This is a genomic window from Haloechinothrix sp. LS1_15 (assembly GCF_033042135.1).
Classification (GTDB): Bacteria; Actinomycetota; Actinomycetes; order Mycobacteriales; family Pseudonocardiaceae; genus Haloechinothrix.
Window position 1 is genome coordinate 209,598 of sequence record NZ_WBXM01000004.1, and the last position, 14,435, is coordinate 224,032.

At 66.6% G+C, this 14,435-nt stretch carries 16 protein-coding genes; 6 read left to right on the top strand and 10 right to left on the bottom strand.

Going from position 1 to position 14,435, the window contains the following annotated elements; genetic code table 11:
* The first annotated feature begins 1 nt into the window (after nt 1).
* Nucleotides 2–493 (top strand): DUF6328 family protein, encoded by a 492-nt coding sequence (locus tag F8178_RS08365; RefSeq protein WP_317494121.1) that lies wholly within the window; start codon nt 2–4, stop codon nt 491–493.
* Nucleotides 494–535: 42 nt separating this feature from the next.
* Here F8178_RS08365 and F8178_RS08370 read toward each other — a convergent pair whose 3' ends face one another.
* Together F8178_RS08370 and F8178_RS08375 are read right to left on the bottom strand one after the other, a co-directional pair.
* A complete protein-coding gene (locus F8178_RS08370) occupies nt 536–1,075 on the bottom strand; it encodes a hypothetical protein (protein WP_317494122.1) in 540 nt (179 codons plus the stop codon).
* A 390-nt stretch (nt 1,076–1,465) separates the two neighbouring features.
* On the bottom strand, nt 1,466–1,675 hold the full coding sequence (locus tag F8178_RS08375) for a dodecin (RefSeq protein WP_317494123.1): 210 nt from the start codon (nt 1,673–1,675) through the stop codon (nt 1,466–1,468).
* Nucleotides 1,676–1,827: 152 nt separating this feature from the next.
* On the opposite strand from F8178_RS08375, the gene F8178_RS08380 reads away from it, so the two are divergent.
* The 3 genes from F8178_RS08380 (at nt 1,828) to F8178_RS08390 (ending at nt 4,595) form a co-directional block, all read left to right on the top strand.
* Nucleotides 1,828–2,826, top strand: coding sequence for a ring-cleaving dioxygenase (locus F8178_RS08380; RefSeq protein WP_317494124.1), 999 nt, complete (start codon nt 1,828–1,830; stop codon nt 2,824–2,826).
* A complete protein-coding gene (locus F8178_RS08385; protein ID WP_317494125.1) occupies nt 2,823–3,446 on the top strand; it encodes an alpha/beta hydrolase in 624 nt (207 codons plus the stop codon). The genes F8178_RS08380 and F8178_RS08385 overlap by 4 nt, the downstream gene beginning before the upstream one ends.
* 177 nt (nt 3,447–3,623) lie before the next feature.
* Entirely contained in the window at nt 3,624–4,595 is a 972-nt protein-coding gene (locus tag F8178_RS08390) for a pirin family protein (RefSeq protein ID WP_317494126.1), read from the top strand.
* A gap of 43 nt (nt 4,596–4,638) precedes the next feature.
* On the opposite strand, the gene F8178_RS08395 is transcribed toward F8178_RS08390, so the two are convergent.
* Entirely contained in the window at nt 4,639–5,076 is a 438-nt protein-coding gene (locus tag F8178_RS08395) for a VOC family protein (RefSeq protein WP_317494127.1), read from the bottom strand.
* A 239-nt stretch (nt 5,077–5,315) separates the two neighbouring features.
* Between F8178_RS08395 and F8178_RS08400 the strand changes: the two genes are divergently transcribed.
* On the top strand, nt 5,316–6,170 hold the full coding sequence (locus F8178_RS08400; protein WP_317494128.1) for a 3-hydroxyacyl-CoA dehydrogenase family protein: 855 nt from the start codon (nt 5,316–5,318) through the stop codon (nt 6,168–6,170).
* Here F8178_RS08400 and F8178_RS08405 read toward each other — a convergent pair.
* The 6 genes from F8178_RS08405 to F8178_RS08430 form a co-directional block, all read right to left on the bottom strand.
* A complete protein-coding gene (locus F8178_RS08405) occupies nt 6,167–7,264 on the bottom strand; it encodes a sn-glycerol-3-phosphate ABC transporter ATP-binding protein UgpC (protein ID WP_317494129.1) in 1,098 nt (365 codons plus the stop codon). The two genes, F8178_RS08400 and F8178_RS08405, sit on opposite strands and share 4 nt — an antisense overlap.
* Before the next feature lie 40 nt (nt 7,265–7,304).
* On the bottom strand, nt 7,305–8,336 hold the full coding sequence (locus tag F8178_RS08410; RefSeq protein ID WP_317494130.1) for a LacI family DNA-binding transcriptional regulator: 1,032 nt from the start codon (nt 8,334–8,336) through the stop codon (nt 7,305–7,307).
* A 60-nt stretch (nt 8,337–8,396) separates the two neighbouring features.
* Nucleotides 8,397–9,872 (bottom strand): GH1 family beta-glucosidase, encoded by a 1,476-nt coding sequence (locus F8178_RS08415; RefSeq protein ID WP_396345142.1) that lies wholly within the window; start codon nt 9,870–9,872, stop codon nt 8,397–8,399.
* Nucleotides 9,869–10,639 (bottom strand): carbohydrate ABC transporter permease, encoded by a 771-nt coding sequence (locus tag F8178_RS08420; RefSeq protein WP_317494131.1) that lies wholly within the window; start codon nt 10,637–10,639, stop codon nt 9,869–9,871. The genes F8178_RS08415 and F8178_RS08420 overlap by 4 nt, the downstream gene beginning before the upstream one ends.
* Before the next feature lie 155 nt (nt 10,640–10,794).
* On the bottom strand, nt 10,795–11,772 hold the full coding sequence (locus F8178_RS08425) for a sugar ABC transporter permease (protein WP_317494132.1): 978 nt from the start codon (nt 11,770–11,772) through the stop codon (nt 10,795–10,797).
* Between the two features lie 87 nt (nt 11,773–11,859).
* A complete protein-coding gene (locus tag F8178_RS08430; RefSeq protein WP_317494133.1) occupies nt 11,860–13,179 on the bottom strand; it encodes an extracellular solute-binding protein in 1,320 nt (439 codons plus the stop codon).
* A gap of 240 nt (nt 13,180–13,419) precedes the next feature.
* Here F8178_RS08430 and F8178_RS08435 point away from each other — a divergent pair, with 240 nt between their 5' ends.
* Nucleotides 13,420–13,833: a hypothetical protein gene (locus tag F8178_RS08435; RefSeq protein WP_317494134.1), complete on the top strand. Its 414-nt coding sequence runs from the start codon at nt 13,420–13,422 to the stop codon at nt 13,831–13,833.
* A 59-nt stretch (nt 13,834–13,892) separates the two neighbouring features.
* Here the strand turns inward: F8178_RS08435 and F8178_RS08440 are convergent, their stop codons facing one another.
* Entirely contained in the window at nt 13,893–14,354 is a 462-nt protein-coding gene (locus F8178_RS08440) for a DUF6069 family protein (protein ID WP_317494135.1), read from the bottom strand.
* Between the last annotated feature and the right edge of the window lie 81 nt (nt 14,355–14,435).

Genomic DNA, 14,435 nt, shown 5'->3' on the forward strand with positions numbered 1-14,435 from the left:
CGTGTCCCAGCACGATGAAGGCGAGACCGAGCACCAGCGGCTTGCCAGGAACGTCAACGAGCTCCTTGGGGAGCTGCGCGTGGCGCAGACCGGGGTGCAGATCCTGTTCGGCTTCCTGCTCGCGGTGGTGTTCACCCCGCTGTTCCGCGCGGCCAGCGGGTTCGAGCAGGCGCTGCACCTGGCGGCGGTGCTGCTGGCCGTCATGGCCACGGCCCTGCTCAGCGCCCCTGCGGCGTGGCACCGCGTGTTGTTCCGCTCCGGCCGCCGCTACGAGATCCTGCGGTACGGCAACCGCCTGGTCCTCGTGGGGCTGGTGTGTATCGCGCTCGCCGTCACCGCCACGATCGCGCTGATGGTCAAGGTGATCTTCGGTGCGGTGGCGATGACCGTGGTCGCCCTGCTCGTCGCGGCGTTCTTCACCGCCGTGTGGTTCCTCGCCCCGCTCCGGCTGAGGTTGCGGGGAGCGCCGAAGGGGTCCTTGGGTGCACGATAGGTACCCAGGAGGTACCCAGGGTGGCCTCCGGCTCGGTCATAGTCATGCGCCCAGTGCCTGGCGTGCGGTGTTCAGGAACTCAGCGGTGGTGTGGAACCGCGCGTTCACCGCCGAAGTACGCGCTGCTGGGTTGAGCTCGGCGGCGCACTGTTCGGAATTGGCGTGTTCGCTGGCGATGTTCTCGCAGGTCTGGAACTCGGCGCTGATCGCCTGGACGACGGCCGCGGCCTTGTCCGCGACTGAGCGTGGTCCTTCCAATTGGACCCGGATAACGGCCTCATCCATGCCTCGCCTGGCTATGAATCCGGCTTCGTCGCTCGAACCGTGGTGCGTGATCGACGTTCGCCAACGTTCGTCCAGTACCCGGTATGCCGCATCCGCTCGCGACAAGAACTTCTCGTAGCTGTCCCGGCGTTGTTGTCTGCGTCGTTCACGCTGGGAATCGGCACGGTCCTCGCGCGTGATAGCGAGCTCGTGCTGCATCCGTCGGCTGGTTTGGCGCACGGCAGCGAAGCTGGTCAACGCCGCTCCGGAGAGCGTGGACAGCGACGTTATCACAGCGACCGCGACAGTAACGTTCAACAGATTCCCTCCGAACTCCGTTCCTACCCCGAGTTGGCCCACGCTAGACGGTATGGGGGAACCGCCTTGCCTGTGGCGCGTCCGGCTGTTGGCCTGGTGATGGTGGTGCCCGCTCGTGCGGCAGTGTCAAGGTCGCCATCCGGGTGGCTTCCGGCCAACCTTGACATTGCTGCGCGGCGGGCGCCTTGGCGTAGGGGCCGGCCGGAACGTGGCTGCGGGTGGAGGGGTTGCGGGCCGGGGCCTCGCTTACAAGATTCGTGGGTTACCGGGCAGGGGCCGCCTGTAAGGTCTATCCGACCGGGCCATCACTACCGGTCGACGGCAGGGGCGCGGGCCGCCGCGACGACCAAGCCTGCGAACAGCCCTTCACCGCCTTCTATCGCACCCCGGTCAGTCCTCCAGGCGGAAACCGATCTTCATTCCGACCTGGTAGTGGGCGATCTCGCCCTCGGCGATGTGGCCGCGGATCTCGGTGACCTCGAACCAGTCGAGCCCGCGCAGGGTTTGCGCCGCGCGGGCGATGCCGCCGCGGATGGCGTCGTCGATCCCCTCGCTGGAGCTCCCGACGATCTCGGTGACGCGGTAGGTGTGATCGGACATGGCGCCTCCTTGCCTGCGGATCGGCTCATGGCGTGTGCCGGGCCATTATCGACCCCGTCACACCTGAGCGCACCTCGCATGGCGAAAAAGTTGATGCTTCAACTATACTGCGGGTGATAGCGCCACCCAGCCAGGAATCGAGGTGTGTGACCATGCCGGTGGCAACCAGCGGGCTGCATCACGTGACAGCGATCGGTGGGGACCCGCAACGCAACGTGGACTTCTACCTACGCACGCTCGGCTTGCGACTGGTCAAGACCACGGTCAACTTCGACGACCCCGGGACCTACCACCTCTACTACGGTGACGAGTGCGGTCGACCGGGCAGCTTGCTGACCTTCTTCCCGTGGCGGGGTGTGCCCGGTGGCCGCCGGGGCGCAGGCCAGGCGACCACCACGGCGTTCTCGGTGCCGGAGGGCTCCATCGGCTGGTGGAAGCAGCACCTGGAGGAAGCGGGAGTCGAGACGAGCGGTGTGCGTACCTCGGACGGCGAGGAGGCGTTGAGCTTCCGAGACCCAGACGGCCTGGCCATCTCCCTGGTGGCGCACCCGCAAGGGGACCCGCGCGACCCGTGGGACACCCCGCAGGTTCCGGCCGAGCACGCGATCAGGGGGCTGTACTCGGTGACCCTGTCGGTGCACAGCGAGGACGCCACCGCCGGAATGTTCACCGATGGGCTCGGGTTGCGATTCACCGGTAGGCGCGAGAATCGGCTGCGCTTCGAGGCCGGTGACGGCGGCCCCGGCACCATTGTGGATGTCGAGGTGAACCCGGGTTCGCCGCAAGGACTCGTCGCGGGCGGAACGGTGCACCACGTCGCCTGGCGGGTGCCCGACGGCGCCACGCAGCGAGCGTGGCGCGAGGAGCTTGTCGGCAAAGGAGTGGAGGTCACCTCGATCCTCGATCGCCAGTACTTCCGCTCGATCTACTTCCGCGAGCCTGCGGGAACGCTACTCGAAATCGCCACAGAGGACGGTGGTTTCACGACGGACGAACCGTTGCTCGAACTGGGTAAGGAGCTGAAACTACCGCCGTGGCTGGAGCCGCAACGCGAGCAGATCGAGGCGGTACTGCCCAGACTGCACCTGCCTGACGAGAACAACCCTGACGTGGCCGCCAACGTGGCAGAGCGGGAAGGAGCGAGCGAGTGAGCGCCATCTCCGACGAGCTGTCGCTGGAGCACCGATTCGTCGACGGCGACGACGACGCGCCGGTGCTGGTGCTGCTGCACGGCACCGGGGGCGGACCGGACGACCTGCTCGGCGTGGCCAGCGAACTCGCCCCGTCAGCCGCGGTGCTCGCCCCGGTCGGTCCGGTCTCCGAAGGGGGCATGACGCGCTGGTTCCGGCGGCACGCCGAGGGCATCTTCGACCACGAGGACGTTCTCCGGCGTACCCACCAGCTCGCGGACTTCCTCGTGGCCGCGCGGCGGGAGTACCCCATCGCCGACCGCCGGTTCGTGGCGGTCGGCTTCTCCAACGGGGCGAATATCGCCACGGCCGTTGCGATGTTCCGGCCGGACGCGCTGCAAGAGGTGGCGGCGTTCGCCGGGATGCTGCCGCATCCCGAACCCCCCGAGCACGACCTGGCCGGAACCCGGGTGTTTCTCGCCAACGGCGAGCGTGATCCGATGGCACCGATCGACTCGGCCGACCGTCTGGTCGGGCTGCTACGCGACCGCTCGGCGGAGGTGCGCACCCACCGGCACCCGGGCGGTCACGAGCTCACCATGGACGCCCTCCGCGAGGCCAGGGACTGGTTCGCCGGGTGACGTGTCACCGGTGCGATCGACGCTAGGGCAGGACGTTATGTCACGTTCAACCCGAGGTGCGCCGGGTCACGACCGGTCGCAGCGTCCAGCGCCGGTGGTCCCGCTCGTCACCAGCTCGTTCAGCGCTTACGATCGATGCGAGAGCGAGCGTGCGGCGCCGGGAGGGCGGCTGATCGGATGAGCAATATCGAGACGAGCCCGGCCGAGCTGACGTGCAGTACCGGCGCGAGCGATGCTCGGGTGGAGATCGTGCGGGCGCGCGATGTTCCCCTCGGTGGTCCGCGAGCGATCACGGTGCGCCGAACTCTGCCGCAGCGGGCGCGATCGCTGATCGGCGCGTGGTGCTTCATCGACCATTTCGGTCCGGTCGATGTCGAGATGTCGGACGGTGTGGACGTTCCACCCCACCCGCATACCGGACTGCAAACCGTGAGCTGGTTGTTCTCCGGCGAGATCGAGCACCGGGACAGCCTTGGCACCTACGCGGCGGTACGTCCCGGCGAGCTGAACCTGATGACGGGTGGCCACGGGATCTGCCACTCCGAAGTGTCCACGCGGGCGCTCCCGGTGCTGCACGGCGTGCAGCTGTGGGTGGCGCTTCCTGGTGAGCACCGGGATGCGCCGCGCGGCTTCCAGCATCACGTGCCGGAACTGATCGAGCTGGACGGTGCGCAAGCGCGAGTCTTTCTCGGCAGCCTCGCCGGGGTGACGTCACCGGTACCGACGTTCACGCCGCTGCTGGGGGCCGAGATCACGCTGGATCCGATGGGCGTCATGGTGTTGACTGTGGACCCCGGATTCGAGCACGGCGTGCTCGTGGACTCGGGTGCGGTCACCGTGGAAGGCACCGAGATCGAGCGTGGCGACCTCGGCTACCTCGGCACCGGGATCGCTACCGTGACGTTGAAGAACCGGAGCGCAGAGCAGGCGCGGCTGTTGCTGCTCGGTGGCGAGCCGTTCGGTGAGGACATCGTCATGTGGTGGAACTTCGTCGGCCGGAGCCACGACGAGATCGCCCAGTTCCGGCAGGAATGGCAGGAGGAATCCGACCGGTTCGGCCATGTGGCGGGATACGAGGGCGCGCTGTCGCGACTGCCCGCACCCCCGCTGCCCAACGTCCGCCTCACTCCGCGCGGCAACCCGCGCTGACCGTCATGCTCACCGCCCCACCGGGTGCGAGGCGCTCCGGCGCCTAATGCTGGTGCATCTCGTCGACGCGCTGCTGCACCTCGCTGGCGTCCAGCGCTTCCACCTGCCGGGAGACCATCCAGACGTGGCCGTATGGATCGGCAAGGCGCCCGTCCCGGTTGCCGTAGGGCCGGTCCGCAACGGGGTAGATGACGGACGCGCCCGCCCGGACCATGCGCTCGGCGAGCGTGTCGGGGTCATCGACGCGCAGCGTGAAGATGACAGGTGTACCGCCCAGCTGCGGCGGGGCGGGATCGCCGTCCGCGGCGTCCTTGAGCGTGATGACCATGCCGTCGATGTCGAGCTCGGCGTGTACGATCCGCCCTTCGTCGTCGGTGAACCGTGCCAGCTCCCTGGCCCCGAGTGCCGATGAGTAGAAGCTGATCGCGCCATCGGCGTCGTTGACGACGAGGCGTGGCTGGATGCTGTCGACAGTTGGCATAGTGACCAGCCTGCTCGCCGGACCGTTGCGTGTCTTGGAGAAACGGGAACGCGCCCTGGCCGTACACGCGTCTCGCGAGACCCCTCGCGAACTGACTGAACGGACGGTCAGGATAATGCCGGTGTCGCAGCGGGCATCCGGTAGTTGTCGGACGGTCGCTGCGGGCCACACCGAAATCCTGAGACCGGAGGTAGTCTCCGGAACGGAGCGTTACGGGCGCGCAGGAACAGGAGGGAAGCATGGCGCAGGTACCCACCGCCGTCGGGGTGATCGGTGGCGGGCGTATGGGCGCGGGCATCGCCCAGGTATTCGCCGCGCTCGGCTCGCAGGTCACGATCGTGGAGAGCGGGGAAGAGGCGGGTGGCGCCGCCCGCGAACGGGTGGCCACCGGGCTGGAGCGAGCCGCCGAACGCGGCAGCCTGGACGGCGCCCCTGGCGAGGTGCTGGAACGCGTCGCCGTGGTCACCGACAGCGCCGGGTTGCCCGCCTCGGCCGAGCTCGTTGTCGAAGCCGTGCCGGAACAGGTGGAGCTCAAACTCCGCGTGCTCTCCTCAGCCGAGCAGGCCGTAGGCGAGGACGCGGTGCTGGCGAGCAACACCAGCTCGCTGTCCATCACCGAACTCGGCAGCGCGCTACGTGATCCAAGCAGGCTGCTCGGCATGCACTTCTTCAATCCGGTACCGGTTTCGGAACTGGTCGAACTGGTGATCGCGCCGGATACCACGAGCTCGGTCACCGATAGGGCCCGCGAGTGGGTGCGCGCGCTCGGCAAGACCGATGTGACCGTCCACGATTCGCCGGGGTTCGCCACCAGCAGGCTTGGCGTGGCGCTTGGGCTGGAGGCGATCCGGATGCTCGAGGAAGGTGTCGCCGAGGCGGCCGACATCGACACCGCGATGGAACGCGGTTACCGGCACCCGATGGGGCCGCTGCGGTCCACCGACCTGGTTGGCCTCGACGTGCGGCTCGCCGTGGCCGAGTACCTCGCAGACAAGCTCGGTGAGCGGTTCACCCCGCCCCGCCTGCTGCGCGACAAGGTCGCAAGGGGCGAGCTCGGCCGCAAGGCGGGGCAGGGTTTCTACGACTGGTCCTAGCCGAGCCGGGCACCGGTCACCGCGTGGAAAGCGTGACAATGGTCCGGCCGTGGCCGGATACGCACGGTCCCGCCCACGCTCGGTGGTGTACGACCGCTGGTGCGAACCACGATACTTTCCTCTCCTTCGGTGTACTCAGGGTGACCGTGCACGTAGGCATCGGAGCCCAGCTCCTCCACAAGGGTCACCCGGACCGGGATACCGTCCTGGCCGTCGCCGACCAGCTCGCAATCCTCGGGGCGGAATCCGATCCGGACCGTACTCTGTGGCGGATCGCCGCGGCCGGCCCTGACCACCTGTGACCGGGTGAGCGGTATCGTCACCGGCCCGAAAACGCCGCCCTGCTCCGTGAGCGGCACGGTGGTGATGTTCATAGCAGGCGAGCCGATGAAGCCTGCGACGAACGCGTTGACGGGCTCGTCGTAGAGCTGCCTCGGCGTACCGACCTGCTGCAGTTCGCCGTCCAACATCACCGCCACCCTTTCCCCCATGGTCATGGCCTCGACCTGGTCATGGGTGACGTATACCGTCGTGGTCCCGAGCCGCTTCTGCAACGCCGCCATCTGGGACCGGGTCTGAACCCGAAGCTTGGCATCGAGATTGGACAGCGGTTCGTCCATCAGGAACACGCGGGGTTCGCGCACGATCGCGCGTCCCATCGCGACGCGCTGGCGCTGGCCGCCGGAAAGGGCGCGCGGTTTGCGTTCCAGGTACTCGTCCAGATCGAGCAAGCGCGCTGCCTGCAGGACCCGGCGCTCGATCTCCTGCTTGGCGACGCCTGCGATCCGCAACGCGAACCCCATGTTCTGGGCCACCGACATGTGCGGGTAGAGGGCGTAGTTCTGGAACACCATCGCGATGTCCCGTGCCTTCGGCGGGAGGTGCGTGACATTGTCGTCGCCGATCCAGATGGCTCCGGTGTCCACCTGCTCGAGCCCGGCGAGCATGCGCAGGCTGGTGGACTTCCCGCATCCGGAAGGGCCGACGAGGACGAGGAACTCGCCGTCGGAGATCTCCAGGTCGAGCGCGTTGACAGCGGGGGCTTCCGCCCCGGGGTAGGTAAGCGAAGCGTGATCGAACCGGGTGGCGGACATCGAATCGACTGTTCCTTTCGCGCGAGGGGAGCCGGTGTATTCAGCTGGAGCGGCCCGCGATGAGTTCGGGGGCGAGAACGATGCTCGACGGCACCGGATCCTCGCCGCGAATCTCGGCCAGCAGCAGCCTGGCCATGTTGCGGCCCATCTCCTCGACCGGCTGGCGTACCGTGGTCAGTGGCGGATCGGTGTGCGCTGCCATTGGCGAGCCGTCGAACCCGACCAGCGCGACGTCGTCGGGCACGCGGTGGCGGCTGTCCTTGAGCACTCGCAGCGCGCCGATGGCCATGGGATCGGACGCGGCGAACACGGCGTCCAGGTCAGGCCGGCGGTCGAGCAGCTCACGCATGCCGGCGGTGCCGCTGCGTTCGCTGAAGTCGCCGGCGGCGATCAGCTCATCGGACACCCCGACGCCGCTGGCCGTCAGGGCTTCGCGGTAACCGGTCAACCGGGCGACGCCTGCTTCCATGTCGGGGGGACCGGTGATCGTCGCGATGCGCTGCCTACCGCGGGCCAGCAGGTGGTCCACAGCGAGCCGGGCACCCGCCACGTTGTCGACATCGACGTAATGGTGATCCGCCGAACCGATGAGGCGACCACCGAGGACGGTGGGAACGCCCCTGCGTTCCAGGGTCTCGGGCAGGGTGTCGTCGCCGTGCAGCGACAGCAGGATCACGCCGTCCACGCGCACCGGCGTGAGCTGACGTTCGATCCCGCTACGTTCCTCGGCCGAGGTCGCCATCGCCAGCCACAGCTGCATACCGGTCTCGGTGAGCTCGCTGCTGATGCCGCGAACGACCCCGGCGAAGTAGGGCTCGGCGAACACCCGGTCCTCGGGCTCGGACACGACAAGCGCGATGGAGTCCGTTCGTTGGGTGACCAGGGAGCGCGCTGCCCGGTTCGGCTCGTAGCCAAGCTCCTCGGCCGCGCGCATCACCGCGTCCCTTGCCCACTCGCTCACCTGCGGTGAGCCGTTGATGACACGGGAGACGGTTCCCCTGCCGACACCGGCACGGGCGGCTACCATCTCCAGTGTGGGTCGCGTTCTTGGTTGCGCCTTGTCGGTCGTCATCCCCTGCCCTTTCATTACCCGGTACCCACCCATTGTCGCGCCGTCGTTGCCGCGGAGGTGTCAGTGAGCCTCGGTTGCCGGTAAACCGTTGTGGCGGATCACACCCGCGTACCAGTGGGCACTTTGCTTAGGGATCCGTCGTTGCGTCGGGTAGTCCACGTACACCATCCCGAACCGGCGGGTGTAACCCCACGACCACTCGAAGTTGTCGAGCAACGACCAGACGAAGTAGCCGCGCAATCGCACTCCTTCGGTGATCGCCGCGTGGCATGCGCGCAGGTGAGCATCGAGGTAGTCGATGCGTTCCGGGTCGCGCACTAGTCCGTTGTGCGGCTCGGTGTCGTGGAAGGCCGCGCCGTTCTCCGTGACGTACAGCGGCACCGGCGGGTAATCGCTGTGCAACCGGCGCAGCACGTCGACCAGTCCCGATGCGTCGATCTCCCAGCCCATCGCGGTGCACGACCCGCTACCTCGGACCAGCCGCACGCCTTCACTGCCTGGGTACGGCGGTGGACGATCCTCGCGCGTGCCGTGTCTCGCGGAACCTTCCCCGTTGGGAGCCGCCACCGTGTGCCGGGTGTAGTAATTGATGCCGAGCATGTCCTGTGGTGTGGCGATGACCGGCAGATCTTCGCCACGCACGTGGTCGAAGGTGCTCACCGGTGCCAGGTCGGTCACCACATCCGGCGGGTAACGCCCACGCAGTACCGGGTCGAGGAACAGGCGGTTGTGCAGACCGTCGACGCGCCGTGCCGCGTCCGTGTCGGCTGCCGATGTGCTCGCCGCGCTGACAGGGTAGAGGTTGAGGATGATGCCAACCCTGCCGGCACCCGCGTCACGGAGCCGGCGCACCGCGAGGCCGTGTCCCAGCAGCAGATGGTGGGCGGCGCGCACCGACGCGGCGGGCTCGGTGCGGCCGGGTGCGTGATCGCCGGAGGCGTAGCCGAGGAAAGCGGAACACCACGGCTCGTTGACGGTGGTCCACGAGCGAACCCGATCGCCGATGGCCTCGTGGACCAGCATGACGTAGTCGGCGAAGCGCTTCGCGGTATCCCTTTCCGGCCAGCCGCCCGCTGCTTCCAGCTGCTGCGGCAGGTCCCAGTGATACAGCGTCGGCCACGGTTCGATGCCGTGGTCCAGCAGCGTGTCGACCAGCCTGCGGTAGAAGTCGAGCCCCTCCGGGTTGGCGTGACCACGGCCTTCGGGTTGCACCCGTGGCCAGGAAACGGAGAAGCGGTAGGCGCCGAGCCCCATCCTCGCCATCAGCGCCACGTCGTCGCGGAATCGGCGGTAATGATCGGTGGCAACATCTCCGTTCGTCCCGTCGAGTACGTTACCAGGTATCCGGCTGAACACGTCCCATATGGATCTAGATCTGCCACCTTCGCCGGCGGCGCCTTCGATCTGGTAAGCGGATGTCGCTGCACCCCAGAGGAAATCGCTGGGGAATGTTGGCTTGGTTCCTCCGGACGGCCGGGCTTCCGTGCTCGAAAGCCTCGGGACCTCCAGGTTGTGGAATTCGTCCGATCCTGTCACGCTTTGACGGCTCCTTCCATGATTCCGCCGACAATCTGTCGTCCGAAGAGGAAAAAGATGACCAGCAGAGGCAGTGTTGCCAGCGCGGCTCCGGTGAACACCTGGGAGTAATCGGAGTAGTAGCCGGTAGCCAGCATGTTCAAAGACACCTGCACGGTGGGGTTGTCGGAGTCGAGAATGGCCAGTGGCCAGATAAACTCGCTCCAGTGCTGGATGAAGGTCAGGAGCCCGAGTACTGCGGCCGCGGGACGCAGGGTGGGAAGCACCACGTTCCAGTAGATGCGGAATGTAGAACATCCGTCCACACGCGCGGCCTCGATCAGCTCGTCGGACACGGCCTGCGCCGCGTACTGTCGCATGAGGAACACGCCGAACGCGGTCACCAGGAACGGCACGATCACCGCCTGAAGCTCGCCTACCCACCCCAACCTGTTCATGAGCATGTACAGCGGGATGATGCCCAGCTGGATTGGCACCATCATCGTCGCGATGATGACGAGCAGCAGGACGTTGCGTCCCTTGAATCGCAGTTTGGCGAACGCGAATCCCGCCAGTGTGGAGAAGAAGACCACCGAGATGGTGACCGTGCCGGACGCGATGATGGAGTTCATCAACCCGAGCGCGATGTTGGCGTTGTCGTTGGCGAGCAACCTCCCCAGGTTGTCGAGCAGGTGGCCGCCCGGCAGCAGCGGCGGTGGGGTCTGCCCGACGACCTCGTTGGTCCTGGTCGCCACCACGAACATCCAGTAGATGGGGAACAGCGACATCGCGACGACCATGATCAGCGTCAGGTACGCTAGCGGTCCGCCGCGTCCCTGCTCCCCGTAAGGCGAAATGCGTCGTCCGCCGGTGCGTTTGCGCGGCGCTGCACTGGACTGCCGAGAGGATTCTGTCTCTACCGTGCGCATAACCTCACCTGTCCCTACTCGGCCGAGCTGATCCGGCGCACGACGAAAAAGTTGATCAACGATCCGATGAGGATCAGCAGGAAGAGCATCCATGCCACGGTGCTGGCGTAGCCGTAGTCGAACAGCCCGAACGCGTTCTCGAACATGTACATCGTGACCGTCTGGAACTGCCGCAGCGAACCACCGGTGATCTCGGCGCCGCTGCCGAACAGCAGTGGTTCGGTGAACAGTTGTAGGCCGAAGATGGTCGAGATGATCACGGTGAAGATGATGGTGGGGCGCAGCATGGGAACCGTGATGTGCCAGAACTGGCGCCATTGCGATGCGCCGTCGATAGCGGCTGCCTCGTACAGCTGCCGGGGGATCGCCTGCATCGCGGCGAGGTAGATCACCGCGTTGTAGCCGATCCAACGCCAGTCGACGATGGTGGCAATGGCGAACCAGGACGACCAGCGATGCGCTTGCCAGTTGATGCCTTCGAAACCGATCAGGCCGATCAGGTAGTTCACCATGCCGAAATCGCGGGCATAGAGCTGGTTGAAGACGATCGCGATGGCAGCCACCGAGGTGATGCTCGGGACCACGATCGCCATCCGGAAGAACGTCAGTGCCCGGAGCTTCCGGTTGAGTACGTGCGCGATGGCCAGTGCTGCGAGCAGCTGGGGGATCGTGGCAATGATGAAGATCCCGAGGGTGTTGTACGTGGCGTTCCAGAACCGGTCGTCACCGAGTAGCTCGGCGTAGTTGTCGAACCCCGTGTACTCGCGGTCACCCACCATGTGCCAGTCATGCAGTGACACGAAGAACGTGTAGGCGAGGGGGAACAACCCGAATGCCGCGAACAGCAGGAAGAACGGGGCGATATAGAGGTAGGGTGAGTACTTGACGTCGAGCCGGGCTCGCCACGCCGTCCACCGCTTGCCCGCCGCGGGGGACGGTGGAGATCCTCGGCTATCGGGGCGCTGGGGCGCAGGGGTGTGGACTCTCGTCACGGTGTCCTCCATGTCCGGCGGGATGCCGGTGCACGCGGTGGGTGACCGCGTGCACCGGCCGCGCCGGCGGGAAATCGCGGGGAATGGTCAGCGACCGACTCTCTCTGCGTTGTTGACGGCGGTTTCCCAGGCTTCGCCAGGATCCAAGGTGCCCTCCTCGATGGCGCGGAGGGCGTTTTCCATCTCGTCACGCACCGGCTGGTTGTCCGCGCCGAGGTACACCGGGTCGAGTTCCTGCGCGCCGGTTCCGAAGATCTCGCCGACGGGGGCATCGTTGAAGTACTCGCTGCGGTGTTCCAGCAGCTCGGGTTCGGCCAGCGCGGTGACGGTGGAGGGCAGGTTGCCCAGTGCTTGGAAGACCTTCAGATGGCTCTCGGGGCTCGTCAGGAACCGTGCCAGCTCTGCCGCTTCCTCCTGGTGCTCGCTCTGAGAGGACACGGCGAGGAAGGAACCGCCCCAGTTGCCACCCTCACCGGGGATCGTGGCGACGTCCCACTTGCCCTCACCTGCGTCACCCGCCTGGTCCTCGATGTAGCCGAGCATCCAGGCCGGGCAGGCGATCGTGGCGAAAGTACCGGCCCGGAATCCCGAGTTCCACTGGTCGGAGAACGACATCAGATTCGCCGACAACCCGGCGTCGAGCATGCCGAGTGTGGTGTCCCACGCATCCTTGACCGCCGGGTTGTCGTCCACGACGAACTCGCCGGCCTCGTCGAAGTAGGTGTAGCCCGTGGTCTCTCCTGCCCGCTGCATCAGGATCGCGTTGAAGGTATTGGTCGCCGCGTCGAGGAACCCGGCATCCAGGCCTGCCTCGCGGAACCGCTCACCGACGTCGATGTAGTCGTCCCAGGTCGGCCAGAGTTCGCTGACCTCGTCCCTGTCGGTGGGCAGTCCTGCCTTCTCGAACAGATCGACCCGGTAGCACATGGCGAGCCCGCCGACGTCGGTGCCGAGGCCGAGCAGCTGATCGCCGTCCGCGTCGTGGCCCTGCTCCCACTTCCAGTCGAGGAAGTCCTCCTCCATGTCCCCGGCCCCGTGTTCGTACAGGTCGACGAAATGGTCTGGTTGTTCCTTCAGCCGGGTCAGGATGCCCTCCTCCAGCGCGATGATGTCCCCCGTGCCGCTGCCCGCAGCGAGCCACTGCGTCAGCCGCTCGTCGTAATCCCCGAGCTCCATGCCGGTGCCGCGTTCCCGGATCTCGATGTCCGGGTGCATCTCCTCGAACTCCTCATACAACCCGGCCTCGGAGTAGCCGAAGTTGCCGAACACGTCGACGGTGATCGTGGTGGGTTCATCCGGGTCGCCCTCATCGGCGGGGGCGGTGCACGCGGCGGCAGTGCCCAGGGTCCCTGCCGCCACGATCGCGCCCGCTCTCATCCAGCCACGGGGTCGCTGGGAGATGCTCATGTCGGATCCCTCCCTCGGTGACGAGTGATGATTACGAGTTGTGACTTGTCCCATACTTGGGAGCGCTCCCAGTAGTCGACCACCTCGATCGAGTGATGTCAATCGGCGACTGGGAGCGTTCCCAAAAGGTTATCGAGAGCAACCCTTGTGCGGAGGGGCGTCTTATGCTGGAAGCGTGGCAGCAGTCTGCTGCCGGAGCACGTGATCGTCGGCGTTCTATCGTGCGATGTGGGGTGGAGTATGAGCGCTTCTACCGAGGGCAGCGACGCTGCCGGGATGTCGGAGGAGCAGATCAAGGAGTACAAGGAGCGACTTCGCGCGGCACCGGCCGAGCAGGTTGTGACCGAGATGCTGGGTACGGTGTTGCATGCGGCGGAGGTCAAGCTCGGTCGGCGTGATGCCCGGCTGCTGATCGATCTGAGTTCGGTGATGCTGGAGCACGTTCGCGACTATGTGTCGGCCGACCTGGCCACGCAGGTCGATCGCGCATTGGGACAGCTCCGGCTCGGGCAGGTCAACGCGGAGCGCAGCGCGACGGACGGTCAGGTCGAGGACAACGATCTCGACCGGGTTCCCACCGCACCTACGCAAGGGTCCGGGCAGCAACAGGAGCCGTCGCCCGCGCGGTCGAAGCTGTGGGTACCCGGTCAATAGTCGGGTATCGCGTGGCGGATGTGGGCCGGGCGATCCCCTAGCTCGCCCGGCCCACCAGCTCACCCGGCATACCGGCGATGCCGGGCCGATCGGTGCAGTGATTCGAGGACGAGTACCACCACGACGGCGATGACCACGTGCATGGCCGCTAGCGCGATGCGGGTGCCGCTGTCGGTCTCAGCGGCCAGCGCGCCAGCGATCGTCGCCAGTGCCAGGCCGGCACCCACGATCTGTGCGAGGCGGAGCACGACAGGCCACCAGCGAGCCACCAGTGCGGCCAGTAGTGTTCCCGCCGTCAAGGGGATCGCGGACGACAGGATGACGTCCACTTCAGACACCGTGTTCGTGGTTCCTTCGTCAACGTAGACGAAGGACGCACCGGCGGCTAGGCCGATGGCAAGAACGCCGAGATTGGCGAGTACGGCGATCGCGACACCGCCGAGTATGGCCTGCCACCAGCTGAATCGCTCGAGGACGGGTGTGGACAGTGAGGGAGGGTGGGATGTGCGAGTCTCAGTCATGTCTCTCAGCTTTCAACTTCAAGTTTGGTTGAAGTCAACGGGGTGTGACCTGTTCCACTGACGGGTCGAAGCGGACCGGTC